This is a genomic window from Streptomyces sp. XH2, from assembly GCF_049725035.1.
Classification (GTDB): Bacteria; Actinomycetota; Actinomycetes; order Streptomycetales; family Streptomycetaceae; genus Streptomyces; species Streptomyces roseoverticillatus.
In genome coordinates, this window is the sequence record NZ_JBMMMZ010000002.1 from 718,703 (window position 1) to 733,058 (window position 14,356).

A 14,356-nucleotide genomic window follows, 5' to 3' on the forward strand; every position below is an offset into this window, starting at 1 on the left:
CGTACCGGACGCGGGCCCTCGTCAGTCTTCGCCCAGGTACGCCTTGCGTACCGACTCGTCGTGGAGGAGGTCCGCCCCCGTCCCGGAGAGGACGATCTTTCCGATCTCCATGACGTGGCCGCGGTCGGCGAGGGAGAGCGCGGCCCGGGCGTTCTGCTCGACGAGCAGGATGGTCGTGCCGGAGGCCTTGAGCTCGGTGATCGTGGCCATGATCCGCTGCATCATGATCGGCGAGAGGCCCATGGAGGGTTCGTCGAGCATGAGGAGCTTGGGGCGGGACATCAGGGCGCGGCCCATGGCGAGCATTTGCTGTTCGCCGCCGGAGAGGGTGCCGGCGGCTTGGCGGGCGCGTTCGCCGAGGATGGGGAAGAGGTCGTAGACGCGTCGTACGTCTTTCGCGATGCCTTCCCCGTCCTTCCGGAGGAACGCTCCTAGCTGGAGGTTTTCCGCGATGGTGAGGCGGGGGAAGATGTGGCGGCCTTCGGGGGAGTGGGCGAGGCCGAGGGCGACGATGCGGTGGGCGGGGACTCCGGTGAGTGGGCGGCCGTCGAAGCGGATGGTGCCGGCGAGGGGTTTGAGGAGTCCGGAGAGGGTGCGCAGGGTGGTGGTTTTGCCGGCGCCGTTGGTGCCGATGAGGGTGACGATCTGGCCGGCTTCGACGCTGAAGCTGATGCCTTTGACGGCTTCGATCTTGCCGTAGGCGACGCGGAGGTTGTCGACTTCGAGGAGGGGGGTCATCGCTCGCCCCCTTCCTCTGTGCGGGCTTCGGCGGCGGCGACTTCTGCGGCTTCTTCTTCTCCTGGTGCTCCTTCGAAGGGTGTGCCCAGGTAGGCGGCGATGACGCGTTCGTCGGCCTGGACGGCTTCCGCTGTGCCTTCGGTGAGTTTTTCGCCTTGGACGAGGACGGCGACGCGGTCGCAGAGGGCGAAGATGAAGCGCATGTCGTGTTCGATGACGAGGACGGCGGTGCCTTGGGCGCGGATGGCGTGGACGAGTGTTTCTGTGGCGCGGGTTTCCTGGGGGTTCATGCCGGCGGTGGGTTCGTCGAGGAGGAGGAGTCCGGGGTCGCTGGCGAGGGCGCGGGCGATTTCGAGCTTGCGTTGTTCTCCGTAGGGGAGGTTGCGGGCGAGGTGGTCGCGTTTGGGGGCGAGTCCGGTGAATTCGAGGAGTTGCATGGCGCGTTCTTCGGATGCTTTTTCGGCGCGGCGGAATGAGGGGCCGCGGAGGAGGGCGGAGAAGAGGCCTTCTTTGGTGCGGGTGTGGCGGCCGACTTGGACGTTTTCGAGGACGGTCATGTTGGCGAAGAGGCGGATGTTCTGGAAGGTGCGGGCGATGCCGGATTTGGTGACGAGGTGGGGTTTGGGGGGTAGGGCGTCGCCCTTGTAGGCGACGGTGCCTTCGGTGGGGATGTAGAGGCCGGTGAGGCAGTTGAAGAAGGTGGTTTTTCCGGCGCCGTTGGGTCCGATGAGGCCGACGATTTCGTTTTGGTGGACGGTGAGGTGGACGTTGCGTACGGCGGTGAGGCCGCCGAAGCGCATGGTGACGCCGGTGGCGGTGAGGACGGGGGCGGGGGCGTTCGCGGGGGCGTCGGTGGCTGTCATGGGGTGGACGCCTCCGGGTGGGTGAGGGTGCCGGGGCCGGTGGTGGTTGTGTCGTGGAATTCGAGTTGGCGGCGGCGGTTGGGGATGAGGCCTTCGGGGCGGAAGCGCATGAGGAGGATGAGGGCGGCGCCGAAGGCGAGGAGTTGGTAGTCCTGGAGGAATTGGAGTTTGGCGGGGATGAGGTAGAGGAGGGCGGCGCCGAGGAGGGGTCCGCTGATGGTGCCCATGCCGCCGAGGATGACTGCTGCGAGGAGGAAGGCGGAGTTGGGCGGTACGGGGCCGGCGAAGACGTATTGCTCGGGGACGACGGTGTAGGCGACGTGGGCTTGGACGGTGCCGGCGAGTCCGGCGAGGGTGGCGCCGAGGGCGAAGGCGAGGAGTTTGAGGCGGAAGCCGTTGATGCCCATGGCGGTGGCGGCGGTTTCGTCTTCGCGGATGGCGATCCAGGCGCGGCCGATGCGGGAGTTGCCGGCGCGGCTGAAGACGAGGACGACGATGACGGTGAAGAGGAGCATGAGGAGGTAGTAGTTGGCGAAGGGGTTGAGGGTGATGCTGCCGAGGTGGTGGGTCTCGCCGAATGAGTAGCCGAAGAGGGCGAGGTCGGGGATGTTGGGGATGCCGTTGGGGCCGTTGGTGAGGGAGGGGCCGGATTCGCCGTTGAGGTTGCCGACGGTGATGCGGAAGATCTCGCCGAAGCCGAGGGTGACGATGGCGAGGTAGTCGCCGCGCAGTCGGAGGGTGGGGGCGCCGATGACGACGCCGAAGACGAGTGAGGCGGCGGCGCCGGTGAGGACGGCGGCCCAGAAGGGGAAGTGGATGTCGAGGGTGGATGCGGTGGTGCCGGAGACGAGGGCGGCGGTGTAGGCGCCGACGCCGAGGAAGGCGACGTAGCCGAGGTCGAGGAGGCCGGCGAGGCCGACGACGACGTTGAGGCCGAGGGCGACGGTGGAGAAGATCAGGATGTTGACGGCGATGAGGGTGTATTGGTCGGTGTCCTGGGTGAGGGGGAAGAGCGCGGCGGCGATGAAGGCGGCGGTGATGGTGGGTGTGCGGTGTTTGGTGGTCAGTGTGGTGAGCCGGCTGAGGAGTCCGGCGCGGGCGAGGCCTGCGGTGCCGATGCCGGCCAGGAGCAGGAAGCCGGTGAAGAGTTCGCCGTAGGCGGTGCCGATTCCGTAGGTGACGATGCCGAGGGCGAGGCCGAAGGCTGCGGCGATGATGAGGATTTCGGCCCAGGGGGGTAGGGGCCGGGGTGGTGGTGGCTGTTGGTTGGGGTGGCTGGGGCGGAGGGTGCGGAGGAGGGTGCGGGTGAGTGCCCGGGCGCGGGCAGCGGCTGTCGGGTGTCCGGTGTCCGGGGCGGTGTCGTCGGCGTGCCGGTCGAGGGGGAGGGCGAGGGTGCCGAGGAGGGTGAGGAGGGTGGTGAGGGCGGCCGCGTAGCCGCCGGGTTCGAGGTTGGCGAGTCCGCCGAGTTGTGCGGCGATGGCGATGAGGGTGTACCAGGTGGTGGCGAGGGTGGCGGTGGCCAGGAGCGCGGTGGCGTTGTGGCTGTGGGTGGGGTTGAGCCAGCGGAGGCCTGGGGTGTTCCAGGAGGTGAGGGTGTAGGCGAGGGTGAGGAGGGCGCCGGTGAGGGTGAGGAGCTGGAGGCCGCCGGGGTAGCCGTTGACGGTGAGGTTGCCGGGGAAGCGGGTGGTCCAGGTCCAGGAGAGGAAGGTGGAGGCGGCGCTGAGGAGGGCGCCGGTGGCGGTGAGGGTGCGTGCGGTGGTGAGGGGGAGGGGGATGACGGGGGCGGTTTCGGTGGTGGGTGTTTGCGTTGTTTCGGTTGTTGCTGGTGTGGTGTGTTGTGGGTTCATTGCTCTCACGCCCGATCCGCGACGCGTTCGCCGAGCAGTCCTTGGGGCCTGATGAGGAGGACGAGGATGAGGAGGGCGAAGGCCCAGACGTCCTTCCAGCCGCCTCCGCCGAGTTGTTGCATTCCGGGGATGTGCTGGATGTAGGTGGAGGCGGCGGCTTCGGCGATGCCGAGGACGACGCCGCCGAGCATGGCTCCGTAGATGTTGCCGATGCCGCCGAGGACGGCTGCGGTGAAGGCTTTGAGGCCGAGGATGAAGCCCATTTCGAAGTTGATCTGTCCGGCGCGGAGTCCTTGGGCGACTGCGGCGACCGCGGCGAAGGCGCCGCCGATGGCGAAGGCGAGGACGATGATGCGGTCGGTGTTGATGCCCATGAGTTTTGCGGTGTCGGGGTCCTGGGCGGTGGCTTGCATGGCGCGGCCGGTGCGGCTTCTGGCGACGAAGTAGCCGAGGGCGAGCATGCACAGGGGTGCGGCGACGAGGACGAAGAGGTCGTCGCGCTGGAGGTGGAGGTTGCCGGCGAGTTCGAGGGCGTCGCCCTGGAACTGTGGGAATCCGCGGGATTTCTTGGCGTCGGGGTAGAAGGCCCAGACGATTTGCTGGAGGGCGATGGACAGGCCGATGGCGGTGATGAGGGGGGCGAGTCTGGGGGCGTTGCGGAGGGGGCGGTAGGCGAAGCGTTCGGCCGCGGTGGCGACGGCGACGGAGGCGATGGCGCCGCCGATGAGCATGAGGGGGAGGGCGGCGGGGAGGGGGGTGTCTCCGGGGAGCCAGAGGTGGATGGTGAGGGCGCCGAAGGCTCCGATCATGACGATCTCGCCGTGGGCGAAGTTGATGAGCTGGACGATGCCGTAGACCATGGTGTACCCGATGGCGATGAGGCCGTAGAGGGCACCGAGGGCGAGTCCGTTGACCAGCGTTTGCGGCAGTTGGTGCACCGCTGGGCCTCCGATGCGGGTGTCGGATGCGGGTCCTCGCGAGGGCGTGGGACGCTTCCTCGCGCGGTGGGCCGGGGTCCGGGTGGGTGCGGTGGGTGCTCGGGTTCCGAGGGTGTTCGGTGCTTGGGTGAGCTCCGTTTCTCAAGGAGCTCAGTCCTTGAAGGAGCTCAGTCCTTGAAGGTGGCGCTCTTGACGGACTTCCAGGCGTCGCCCTTGACCTGGTAGACGGTCAGTTGTTTGTTGGTGGTGTCGCCGAATTCGTCGAAGGAGACTTTTCCGGTGACTCCTTCGAAGGAGACTTTGCCCATGGCTTCGGTGACTTTGGCGCGGGCGTCGGCGGGGAGTTTTCCGTTGTTGGCGGTGACGACGCTCTTGACGGCTTGGATGATGGCCCAGGCCGCGTCGTAGGAGTAGCCGCCGTAGGCCGCGTAGGGGTCTTTGTAGTCGGCTGCCTTGTAGTTCTGGACGAAGGTTTTGGCGGAGTCGAGGTCTTCGACGGGGTAGCCGACGGAGGTGCCGAGGTCGCCGTCGTTGCTCTCGCTGGAGGCCTTGATGAAGGCGGGGTCGTAGACGCCGTCGCCGCCCATGAGGGGGATGTGGGCGCCGGCTTTCTTGACCTGGTCGGCGAGGAGGCCGCCTTCGGGGTACTGGCCGCCGTAGTAGACGATGTCGGCGCCGCTGTTCCTGACTTTGTTGGCGACGCTGGAGAAGTCGGTCTCCTTGACGGTGATGTGGTCGGTGCCGACGACTTCGCCGCCGAGGCGTTTGAATTCCTGACCGAAGATGGAGGCGAGGCCGACGCCGTAGGTCTGTTTGTCGTCGACGACGAAGGCTTTTTTCTTCTTGGCGTCGTTGAAGGCGTACTGGGCGGCGAAGCGGCCTTGGATGATGTCGGTGGTGGCGGTGCGGAAGTAGGTTTTGAAGGGGCGTTTCTTGTCTCCCTTGAGCCAGTTGTCGCCCTGGCTGAGTTCGGGGCTGGTGTTGGCGGGGGAGACCTGGGTGAGGTCGGCGCGGGCGAAGACGCCCTGCATGGACTGGGAGACGCCCGAGTTGAGGGGGCCGACGACGCCGAGCACGGCTTTGTCGGCGACGAGTTTGGTGGCGTTCTGCTGGCCGGAGGCGGGGACGGCCTGGTCGTCGAGGGGTTCGGTGCGGAAGGTGACGCCCTTGACTTCCTTGTTCTTGTTGGCGGTGCGGGCGGCGAGGTCGACGGAGTTCTTGATGCCCTGGCCGAGGGCGGAGAGGGAGCCGGTCAGCGGGGCGTCGACGCCGATGACCACGGTGGTCTGCGTGCCGCCGCCGTTGTCGTTGTCGTCGCTCTTGCCGCCGTCGTCGCGTGAGCCGCAGGCGCTGAGGGTGAGCGCGCCGGCGGCGAGGGTGCTGGTGAGGAGGAGCAGGGGACGATGGCGCACGGTGTGTCCTTTCCCCGGCGGGCGGTGACTGGCCGTGACTCTAGGGGGGTGCGGCGACGGGGGGCAGAGGTGCTGGCCATGATGTGACTGTCTTGTTATGACGCAGATCACTTCTGGGGAATTTTGTGTAGCAGTGCTGAGCGAATGATCTTCGCGGATGGTGATTTGTCCCCCGAGTGCGGAGCCAGAAAGTGCAGTTCCGCTAAGTGGTCGTGGGTGGGGGAAGGCGGTTCGGGGCCGTGCCGATCGTGCTCGCGTCGCCGTCCCTACGCTTCCCGCCCTGCCCTGTGGTCACACACCGTTATGCCGGGGGCCGCCAGTTCTCGGAGCTGTACGTCGCTCCGTTCGTGGCCTCGCAGCGCTCGGCCGACCGGCGCCGGATCAGTTCGAGCGCCGCGTCCGTCCCGCGCCGGCGCTGTTCGCCGCGCGCCTCCTGCACGATGTCGCCGTAGAGGCCGTACTGCTCGTTCGACAGGCCCTTCTGCTCCCAGTCGAGGCCGGCCCACTTGCTTCCGGTGATGTCCTGCTCGGCCCAGTACGAGATGAGCCTGGTGCACAGCTGCACGGGGGAGTCGGGCGAGGGTGAGCGGGAGGCGGGGCCGGCGGGGCCGGCTGCGGGGCCGGGGTTTCCGCAGCCGGTGAGGATGGCGGCCGTCAGCAGCAGTGCCGCGCCGGCCGTTCGGGGTGCCCGCATGCTGGGAAGGTACGGCGCATGTGCGGTACGGGGAACCCGTCTTGCGGTGGGCCGGGCACCGCCGGTTCCGGCGCGTCGTGGTGTCGCGCCGTTGCGGCGGAAACGAAATGCCCGCCGCAACGGCGAGGTGCTCCGACGGCGAGGGTCCGGCGGAATGGGCAACCACCCGCACCAGCGGCCAGGCTTCGGCGCCGCCGGTCACCCCGCACCGCCGGTCAGGCGTCGGCGACGCCGGTCACCCCGCGTCGCGGATGACGCAGGTGAGCCGCGCCGAGCACACCCGCTTGTCCTGCTCGTCGGTGACGACGATCTCGTACGTGGCGGTGGTGCGCCCCCGGTGCACGGGCGTGGCGACGCCGGTCACCAGCCCGGAGCGGACGCCCCGGTGGTGGGTGCAGTTGAGGTCGACGCCGACGGCGATCCGGGAGGGGCCGCCGTGGAGCATGGCGCCGACGGAGCCGAGGGTCTCGGCGAGCACGGCGGAGGCGCCGCCGTGCAGCAGCCCGTAGGGCTGGGTGTTGCCCTCGACGGGCATGGTGCCGACCACGCGCTCGGCGGAGGCCTCGACGACGCGTACGTTCATGCGCTCGCCGAGGTGCCCGGCGGAGAAGAGGGCGGGCAGGTCGAGCCCGCTGCCGGCCCACTGGTCCAGGACCTCCTGCGGGAACGTGGTCTTGCCGTGCTCGCCCATGCCTCGTGCTCCGATCACCGTCGGCCGTTGTGGTGTGAAAGTTTTTTCAGTTCAACGGCCTTGCCGTCAACCGCCGTCAGCAACCGCCGTCAGCCGGCCGGGTCGCTCTTCCCCTCGGATCAGTCGGTCCGTTCCGTCCGCTCGATCCTGACGACCAGCGACTTGCTCGCCGGGGTGTTGCTGGTGTCGGCGGTGTGGTCGAGCGGGACGAGGACGTTCGTCTCCGGGTAGTAGGCGGCGGCGCAGCCGCGGGCCGTGGGGTAGTGGACGACGCGGAAGCCGTCGGCGCGGCGTTCGGTGCCGTCGGTCCACTCGCTGACGAGGTCGGCGTAGCTGCCGTCGGCGAGGTCGAGTTCGCGGGCGTCGTCGGGGTTGACGAGGACGACGCGGCGGCCGTTCTTGATGCCGCGGTAGCGGTCGTCGAGGCCGTAGATGGTGGTGTTGTACTGGTCGTGGGAGCGCAGGGTCTGCAGGAGCAGGCGGCCTTCGGGGGCGTGCGGGTATTCGACGGGGGCGGCGGTGAAGTTGGCCTTGCCGGTGGTGGTGGGGAAGCGGCGTTCGTCGCGGGGGGCGTGGGGCAGCGTGAAGCCGCCGGGGCGGGCGACGCGGGCGTTGAAGTCCTCGAAACCGGGGATGACGCGGGCGATGCGGTCGCGGATCGTGCCGTAGTCCTGCTCGAAGGTCTCCCAGGGGGTGGGGGAGGCGTCGCCGAGGACGCGGCGGGCCATTCGGCAGACGATGGCGGGTTCGGAGAGCAGGTGGGGGCTCGCGGGCTTCAGGCCGCCGCGGGAGGCGTGGACCATGCCCATGGAGTCCTCGACGGTGACGAACTGTTCGCCGCTCGCCTGGCGGTCGCGTTCGGTGCGGCCGAGGGTGGGGAGGATGAGGGCGCGGGCGCCGGTGACCACGTGGGAGCGGTTGAGCTTGGTGGACACGTGGACGGTGAGGCGGGCGCGCCGGACGGCGGCTTCGGTGACGTCGGTGTCGGGGGTGGCGGAGACGAAGTTGCCGCCCATGGCGAAGAACACCTTGGCCTGTCCGTCGCGGAGTGCGCGGATGGCGCGGACGACGTCAAGGCCGTGTTCGCGCGGCGGGGTGAAGCCGAATTCCTTTTCCAGGGCGTCGAGGAAGGCGGGGGCGGGGCGTTCGAAGATGCCCATGGTGCGGTCGCCCTGGACGTTGCTGTGGCCGCGGACGGGGCAGACGCCGGCGCCGGGGCGGCCGATGTCGCCGCGGAGGAGCAGGAGGTTGACGACCTCCTTGATGGTGGGGACGGCGTGCTTGTGCTGGGTGAGGCCCATGGCCCAGCAGACGATGGTGCGCTTGGAGCCGAGGATCATGGCGAGGGCCTGCTCGATCTCCGCGCGGCTCAGGCCGGTGGCCCGGAGGGTTTCGTCCCAGTCGGCGGTGAGGGCGGTGCGCCGGAAGTCGTCGAAGCCGTGGGTGTGCTCGTCGATGAACGCGGTGTCGACGGCGCCTTCGGTCTCCAGGACGAGCCGGCCCAGGATGCGGAAGAGGGCCTGATCGCCGCCGAGGCGGATCTGCAGGAAGAGGTCGGTCAGGGCGGTGCCGCCGCCGGCGAGGCCGCGGGCGTTCTGCGGGTTCTTGAAGCGCTCCAGGCCGGCTTCGGGGAGCGGGTTGACAGTGATGATCTTCGTTCCGCCGCGCTTGGCCTTCTCCAGGGCGCTGAGCATGCGGGGGTGGTTGGTGCCCGGGTTCTGGCCGGCGACGATGATCAGGTCGGCTTTGTAGAGGTCCTCCAGGAGGACGCTGCCCTTGCCGATGCCGATGGTCTCCGAGAGCGCGGAGCCGGAGGACTCGTGGCACATGTTGGAGCAGTCGGGCAGGTTGTTGGTGCCGAACTCGCGGGCGAAGAGCTGGTAGAGGAAGGCCGCTTCGTTGCTGGTGCGGCCGGAGGTGTAGAAGACGGCTTCGTCGGGGGAGCCGAGGGCGGTGAGGTCCTCGGCGATGATGTCGAAGGCGCGTTCCCAGCTCACCGGCTCGTAGGTGTCGGAGCCTTCGGCCAGGTACATGGGCTGGGTGAGGCGGCCTTGCTGGCCGAGCCAGTAGCCGCTGCGCCCGGCGAGGTCGGTGACCGTGTGGCGGGCGAAGAAGTCGGGGGTGACGCGGCGCAGGGTGGCTTCTTCGGCGACGGCCTTGGCGCCGTTCTCGCAGAATTCGGCGGCGTGCCGCTTGTCGGGCTCGGGCCAGGCGCAGCCGGGGCAGTCGAAGCCGTCCTTCTGGTTGACCTTGAGGAGGGTGAGGGCGGTGCGGCGGGCGCCCATCTGCTGGTGGGCGATGCGCAGGGAGTGGGCGACGGCGGGCAGTCCGGCGGCGGCGTGCTGCGGGGCCGTGACGTCCGGTGCGTCCTGGACGGGATCGCCGGTGGGTGGCTTGCCTGCCATCTTCGCTCCCCCTTGAGCGGTCGGTGGTGCGCGGTGTCGCGTACGGGTTCCCGTGCGCGGCTGTCGTACGGCTGCGGTGTCGTACGGCCCCGATCCTGTCACGGGGCGGCGCCGGGTGCCGGGGCGAGGTCGCCGTGGCCGGGATTGTCAGTGGGCCGTGGCAGGATCGGGGGCGTGGCAGCAAAGGCAGTGAAGACGAACGAACCGACCGGCACCGAGGCAGCGGAGGGAGGTCGCCCCCGCCTGCTCCTCATGGACGGGCACTCGATGGCGTACCGGGCGTTCTTCGCGCTGCCCGCGGAGAATTTCACGACGGTCGCCGGCCAGACGACGAACGCGGTGTACGGCTTCGCGTCGATGCTGGCGAACACCCTGCGTGATGAGGCGCCCACGCACTTCGCCGTGGCGTTCGACGTGTCGCGCAAGACGTGGCGCTCGGAGGAGTTCCCGGAGTACAAGGCGACGCGTTCGAAGACGCCGGACGACTTCAAGGGCCAGGTCGAGCTGATCGGCGAGCTGCTCGACGCGATGCGGGTGCCGCGTTTCGCGGTGGACGGCTTCGAGGCGGACGATGTGATCGCCACGCTGGCCACGCAGGCCGAGGCCGAGGGCTTCCACGTCTCGATCGTCACCGGTGACCGGGACTCCTTCCAGCTGGTGTCCGACGACGTCACGGTGCTGTATCCGACGAAGGGCGTCTCGGAGCTGACGCGCTTCACGCCGGAGAAGGTCCAGGAGAAGTACGGTCTGAGCCCGTCGCAGTATCCGGACTTCGCGGCCCTGCGCGGCGACCCGTCGGACAATCTGCCGGGCATCCCGGGCGTGGGCGAGAAGACCGCCGCGAAGTGGATCAACCAGTTCGGTTCGTTCGCGGAGCTGGTGGAGCGCGTCGAGGAGGTCAAGGGCAAGGCCGGGCAGAACCTCCGTGATCACCTGGAGGCGGTCAAGCTGAACCGCCGTCTGACGGAGATGGTGCGCGACGTGGAGCTGCCGGTGGGCCCGGAGGGCCTGCGGCGCGAGGCGTACGACCGCAAGGCGCTGATCGCGTTCCTGGAGGGCCTGGAGATCCGCAACCAGGGCCTGCGGGACCGGCTGCTGGCCGCGGACCCGGGTGCGGAGGCCGAGGAGGAGGTCGCTCCGGCGGCGGGCGCCGAGGTGGACGGCACGGTGCTCGGGGCGGGTGAGCTCGCGCCGTGGCTGGCGGAGCACGGCGCGTCCCCGCTCGGTGTGGCGATCGTCGACGCGTGGAAGCTGGGCAGCGGCCGCGTCGCGGAGATCGCGCTGGCCACGGGCGAGGGCCCGGCCGTGTGGTTCGACCCGGCGGAGCTCGACGAGGCCGACGAGAAGGCGTTCGCGGGCTGGAGCGCGGATGCGGGCGCGCCGAAGGTCATGCACGACGCCAAGGCGGCGATGCGGGTCTTCGCCGAGCACGGCTGGACGGTCGAGGGCGTCAGCATGGACACGGCGCTGGCCGCCTATCTGGTCAAGCCCGGTCGCCGCTCCTTCGCGCTGGACGCCCTGTCGGTGGAGTACCTGGGCCGCGAGCTGGCCACGGCCGCCGCGGGCGACGGGCAGCTGGCCTTCGGCGCCGACGAGCAGGCCGAGGCCGACGCCCTCATGGGCCGGGCCCGTACGGTCCTCGACCTGGGGGCGGCGTTCACCACGCGCCTTGAGGAGGTCGGTGCGGCGGAGCTCCTGCGCAATGTGGAGCTGCCGACGAGCGCGCTGCTGGCCCGTATGGAGCGGGCGGGCATCGCGGCCGACCGCGGCTGGCTGGAGCGCATGGAGCAGCAGTTCGCCGCCGCGGTGCAGCAGGCCGTGCAGGAGGCGCACGCGGCCGCGGGCCACGAGTTCAACCTCGGCTCGCCCAAGCAGCTGCAGGAGGTGCTCTTCGGCGAGCTCGGCCTGCCGAAGACGAAGAAGACCAAGACCGGCTACACCACGGATGCCGACGCCCTGGCGTGGCTCGCGGCGCAGACCGAGAACGAACTCCCGGTGATCATGCTGCGGCACCGGGAGCAGTCGAAGCTGCGGTCCACGGTCGAGGGCCTGATCAAGTCGATCGCGCCCGGCGGCCGGATCCACACCACCTTCAACCAGACGGTGGCGGCCACGGGCCGGCTGTCCTCCACCGACCCCAATCTGCAGAACATCCCGGTGCGGACGGACGAGGGCCGGGCCATCCGCCGCGGCTTCGTCGTCGGCGAGGGCTACGAGTCCCTCATGACCGCCGACTACAGCCAGATCGAGCTGCGGGTCATGGCGCACCTCTCCGAGGACGAGGGCCTCATCGAGGCCTTCGCCTCCGGCGAGGACCTGCACACCACCGTCGCCTCCCAGGTGTTCGGCGTGGAGCGGACCGAGGTCGACCCGGAGATGCGCCGGAAGATCAAGGCGATGTCGTACGGCCTCGCCTACGGGCTGTCGGCGTTCGGTCTGTCCCAGCAGCTGAACATCGCCCCCGGCGAGGCGGGCAAGCTGATGGACACCTTCTTCGAGCGCTTCGGCGGCGTGCGGGACTACCTGCAGCGGGTCGTCGTCGAGGCCCGCGCCACGGGCTACACCGAGACGATGCTCGGCCGCCGCCGCTATCTCCCGGACCTCAACAGCGACAACCGCCAGCGCCGTGAGATGGCCGAGCGGATGGCGCTGAACGCTCCGATCCAGGGCACCGCCGCCGACATCGTGAAGATCGCGATGCTGCGGGTGGGGAAGGCGCTGGAGGCCGGGGAGCTCGTGTCCCGGATGCTGCTCCAGGTCCACGACGAAATCGTGCTGGAGATCGCTCCGGGCGAGCGGGAGGCCGTCGAGGCGCTGGTGCGCCGCGAGATGGCCGGTGCGGTCGAGCTGCGCGCCCCGCTGGACGTGTCGGTCGGCGTGGGGCGGGACTGGGAGTCCGCCGCGCACTGAGCCCGTCCGGGCCCGTCCGTGACGTCCGTACGGCCCCTCTCCTCCGCGTTTCCCGCGGGGGAGAGGGGCCGTCCGCGTGGTTCTCATCTGCGCCGTGCGTTGCTACCGTGCCGCCCTGCCTGTTTCTGACTAGGCGTCAGCTGTAGGGGATCCGGGGCGATCCGCCGGGAGGCTTCACATGCGCGCACTCGTCGCCGCGGCCGTCGGGCTGGCCGCCGCCCTCGCCCTCGTCCTCACCGTCACCGCGATCGGCCCGCCCGAGGGCACGACCTCCCCGAAGCCCCTGCTCACCTCCGCCCCCGCGCACCCCTGACGGGCCGGCCGCGCCGTGCGCCGCAGAGCGAGCCTCGTCCTTCTCACGGTGGCCGTGTTCCTCGTGGCCCTCGCCCCGCTGCTGCGCTGGTACGCCTACCCCCGCCTCGCCAAGGTCCCGGCGGGCACGTACCAGACCGCCGTCCTGGAGGCGAAGGACGCCACGCTCGTCGACTACGCGCGGATGGAACCGCGGACCGTCCCCAAGGTCACCCTCGTCCAGACCCTCAAGGGCAATGTCGAGGAAGCGCGCAAGGTCAGGCGCGCGACCGGGCGCGACGTCGTCGTCTGGGACACCCTCACCCACATGACCGGGCCCGACGGGGCGATGATCTCCCGGATCCCCGAGCGGTACGTGTTCGACGCCCACGGGCAGCAGCCCGTGCACGCGGGCGGGGAGCACGTCGACGGCACGCCCGTACGGCGCGACGGCATCGAGTACAAGTGGCCGTTCCTCGTCGAGAAGCGCGACTACCGCTACTTCGACATGCAGACCCGCACCTCCGCGCCCATCCACTACCGCGGCACCCGCTCCTTCCGGGGACTCGACGTCTACTACTTCGAGCAGACCGTCCCCTGGACCCGGGTGCCCTTCCCCAAGGTGCTGCCCCTCGGGGTCACGCCCGAGACCCTCCGTCAACTGGGCCTGGAGCGGTGGTACACGACCCGGCGCATGTTCTGGGTCGACCCCGCGACCGGTGCCCCCGTCAACGGCGAAGAGATCCACCGCGAGGAGCTGCGCTGGACCGACCGGCCCGGGAAGCAGCCGGTCACCGCCTTCGCCGGGCACGTGAAGATGCGCGCCGACTACGTCGACTCCACCGTCGCCCTGGTGACCTCCCAGCGGCGGCTCGTCCTCCTGCTGACCTCGTGGCTGCCCTGGGGGAGCGCCGGGCTGGGCGTCGCCCTCGCCGCCCTCGCCCTGTTCCTGGAAGCCCGGACCCGCCCTCGTCGTGCATTTACCGGACAAAAGGCACACGATGGAGGGAAAACCGAGCGGCAGGCCCCGCGGAAGAGGGCCGCGCGGAGCAGAGGAGGCTCGCCGTGAAGGAGAAGACCACGAAGGAGAAGACGGACGACGGATCCCTCGCGTCCCGGCCGAGGCAGCTGTACACCGGGGGCGAGCGGCCGATCGACCCCGAGGACCTGGTCATGGCCTCGGGCCGGGACGTGACACCGGAACGGGTGGAGCGCGCGAAGCGGCTCATCGAGGAGAAGGGTGCGGCGGCGGTGGAGCGGTACCTCCCCTGAGGACCGCCGCGCCGTCCGGGGCGCAGTGGTGACCCGCCGTCGCGGCGGAAGGAAAGGGTGCGCGGGAACGGGAACACCTCTTCCGCCGCGACGACGGGCCGCCGCGGGTGCCCCGGCCCTGCCGGGCGGGGGCGGGTTCGCTGCGGCCGCGCCGCGGGTGCCCTGCGGGGCCGGGCGGGCGCTGTCGGCACGGCGTGATCCGGCACCGCCGACCAGGTCGTGTCCGGTTGCTCGCCGCCGCGGCGGGATGGGATCGGCGGAGCCGAACGGATTACTGCCGCCGCGGCGGCGAGCA

Annotated in this window: 12 protein-coding genes; 4 read left to right on the forward strand and 8 right to left on the reverse strand. The window is 70.0% G+C overall.

From position 1 onward, the window contains the following. Positions 1-21 precede the first annotated feature (21 nt). From ACOTKD_RS06870 to ACOTKD_RS06905, 8 genes are all read right to left on the reverse strand, one after another. A complete protein-coding gene (locus ACOTKD_RS06870) occupies positions 22-738 on the reverse strand; it encodes an ABC transporter ATP-binding protein (RefSeq protein ID WP_424887950.1) in 717 nt (238 codons plus the stop codon). Beyond that, the gene (locus tag ACOTKD_RS06875; protein ID WP_424887951.1) at positions 735-1,601 is read right to left on the reverse strand and encodes an ABC transporter ATP-binding protein; all 867 of its coding nucleotides are present in this window, start codon (positions 1,599-1,601) and stop codon (positions 735-737) included. Before ACOTKD_RS06875 ends, ACOTKD_RS06870 begins: the two co-directional genes overlap by 4 nt. Then, the gene (locus ACOTKD_RS06880; protein WP_424887952.1) at positions 1,598-3,448 is read right to left on the reverse strand and encodes a branched-chain amino acid ABC transporter permease; all 1,851 of its coding nucleotides are present in this window, start codon (positions 3,446-3,448) and stop codon (positions 1,598-1,600) included. Before ACOTKD_RS06880 ends, ACOTKD_RS06875 begins: the two co-directional genes overlap by 4 nt. Positions 3,449-3,453: 5 nt before the next feature. Beyond that, entirely contained in the window at positions 3,454-4,386 is a 933-nt protein-coding gene (locus tag ACOTKD_RS06885) for a branched-chain amino acid ABC transporter permease (RefSeq protein WP_424887953.1), read from the reverse strand. A 167-nt stretch (positions 4,387-4,553) separates the two neighbouring features. Continuing rightward, positions 4,554-5,798 (reverse strand): branched-chain amino acid ABC transporter substrate-binding protein, encoded by a 1,245-nt coding sequence (locus ACOTKD_RS06890; protein WP_424887954.1) that lies wholly within the window; start codon positions 5,796-5,798, stop codon positions 4,554-4,556. Between the two features lie 301 nt (positions 5,799-6,099). Then, positions 6,100-6,492: a hypothetical protein gene (locus tag ACOTKD_RS06895; protein ID WP_424887955.1), complete on the reverse strand. Its 393-nt coding sequence runs from the start codon at positions 6,490-6,492 to the stop codon at positions 6,100-6,102. A gap of 235 nt (positions 6,493-6,727) precedes the next feature. Continuing rightward, positions 6,728-7,183 (reverse strand): PaaI family thioesterase, encoded by a 456-nt coding sequence (locus ACOTKD_RS06900; RefSeq protein WP_424887992.1) that lies wholly within the window; start codon positions 7,181-7,183, stop codon positions 6,728-6,730. Positions 7,184-7,302: 119 nt separating this feature from the next. Further along, complete coding sequence (locus ACOTKD_RS06905; protein ID WP_424887956.1) at positions 7,303-9,588, reverse strand: FdhF/YdeP family oxidoreductase; 2,286 nt, start codon at positions 9,586-9,588, stop codon at positions 7,303-7,305. 252 nt (positions 9,589-9,840) lie between these two features. Between ACOTKD_RS06905 and polA the strand changes: the two genes are divergently transcribed. From polA to ACOTKD_RS06925, 4 genes are all read left to right on the forward strand, one after another. Then, entirely contained in the window at positions 9,841-12,498 is a 2,658-nt protein-coding gene (polA, locus tag ACOTKD_RS06910; protein WP_424887993.1) for a DNA polymerase I, read from the forward strand. A gap of 178 nt (positions 12,499-12,676) precedes the next feature. After that, on the forward strand, positions 12,677-12,811 hold the full coding sequence (locus ACOTKD_RS06915) for an SPW_0924 family protein (protein WP_424887957.1): 135 nt from the start codon (positions 12,677-12,679) through the stop codon (positions 12,809-12,811). A 15-nt stretch (positions 12,812-12,826) separates the two neighbouring features. Next, positions 12,827-13,858 carry a DUF3068 domain-containing protein gene (locus tag ACOTKD_RS06920; RefSeq protein ID WP_424887958.1) on the forward strand — a complete coding sequence of 344 codons (1,032 nt, stop codon included), beginning with the start codon at positions 12,827-12,829 and terminating at the stop codon, positions 13,856-13,858. Next, on the forward strand, positions 13,855-14,061 hold the full coding sequence (locus tag ACOTKD_RS06925) for a hypothetical protein (protein ID WP_424887959.1): 207 nt from the start codon (positions 13,855-13,857) through the stop codon (positions 14,059-14,061). The genes ACOTKD_RS06920 and ACOTKD_RS06925 overlap by 4 nt, the downstream gene beginning before the upstream one ends. The last annotated feature ends 295 nt before the right edge of the window (positions 14,062-14,356 follow it).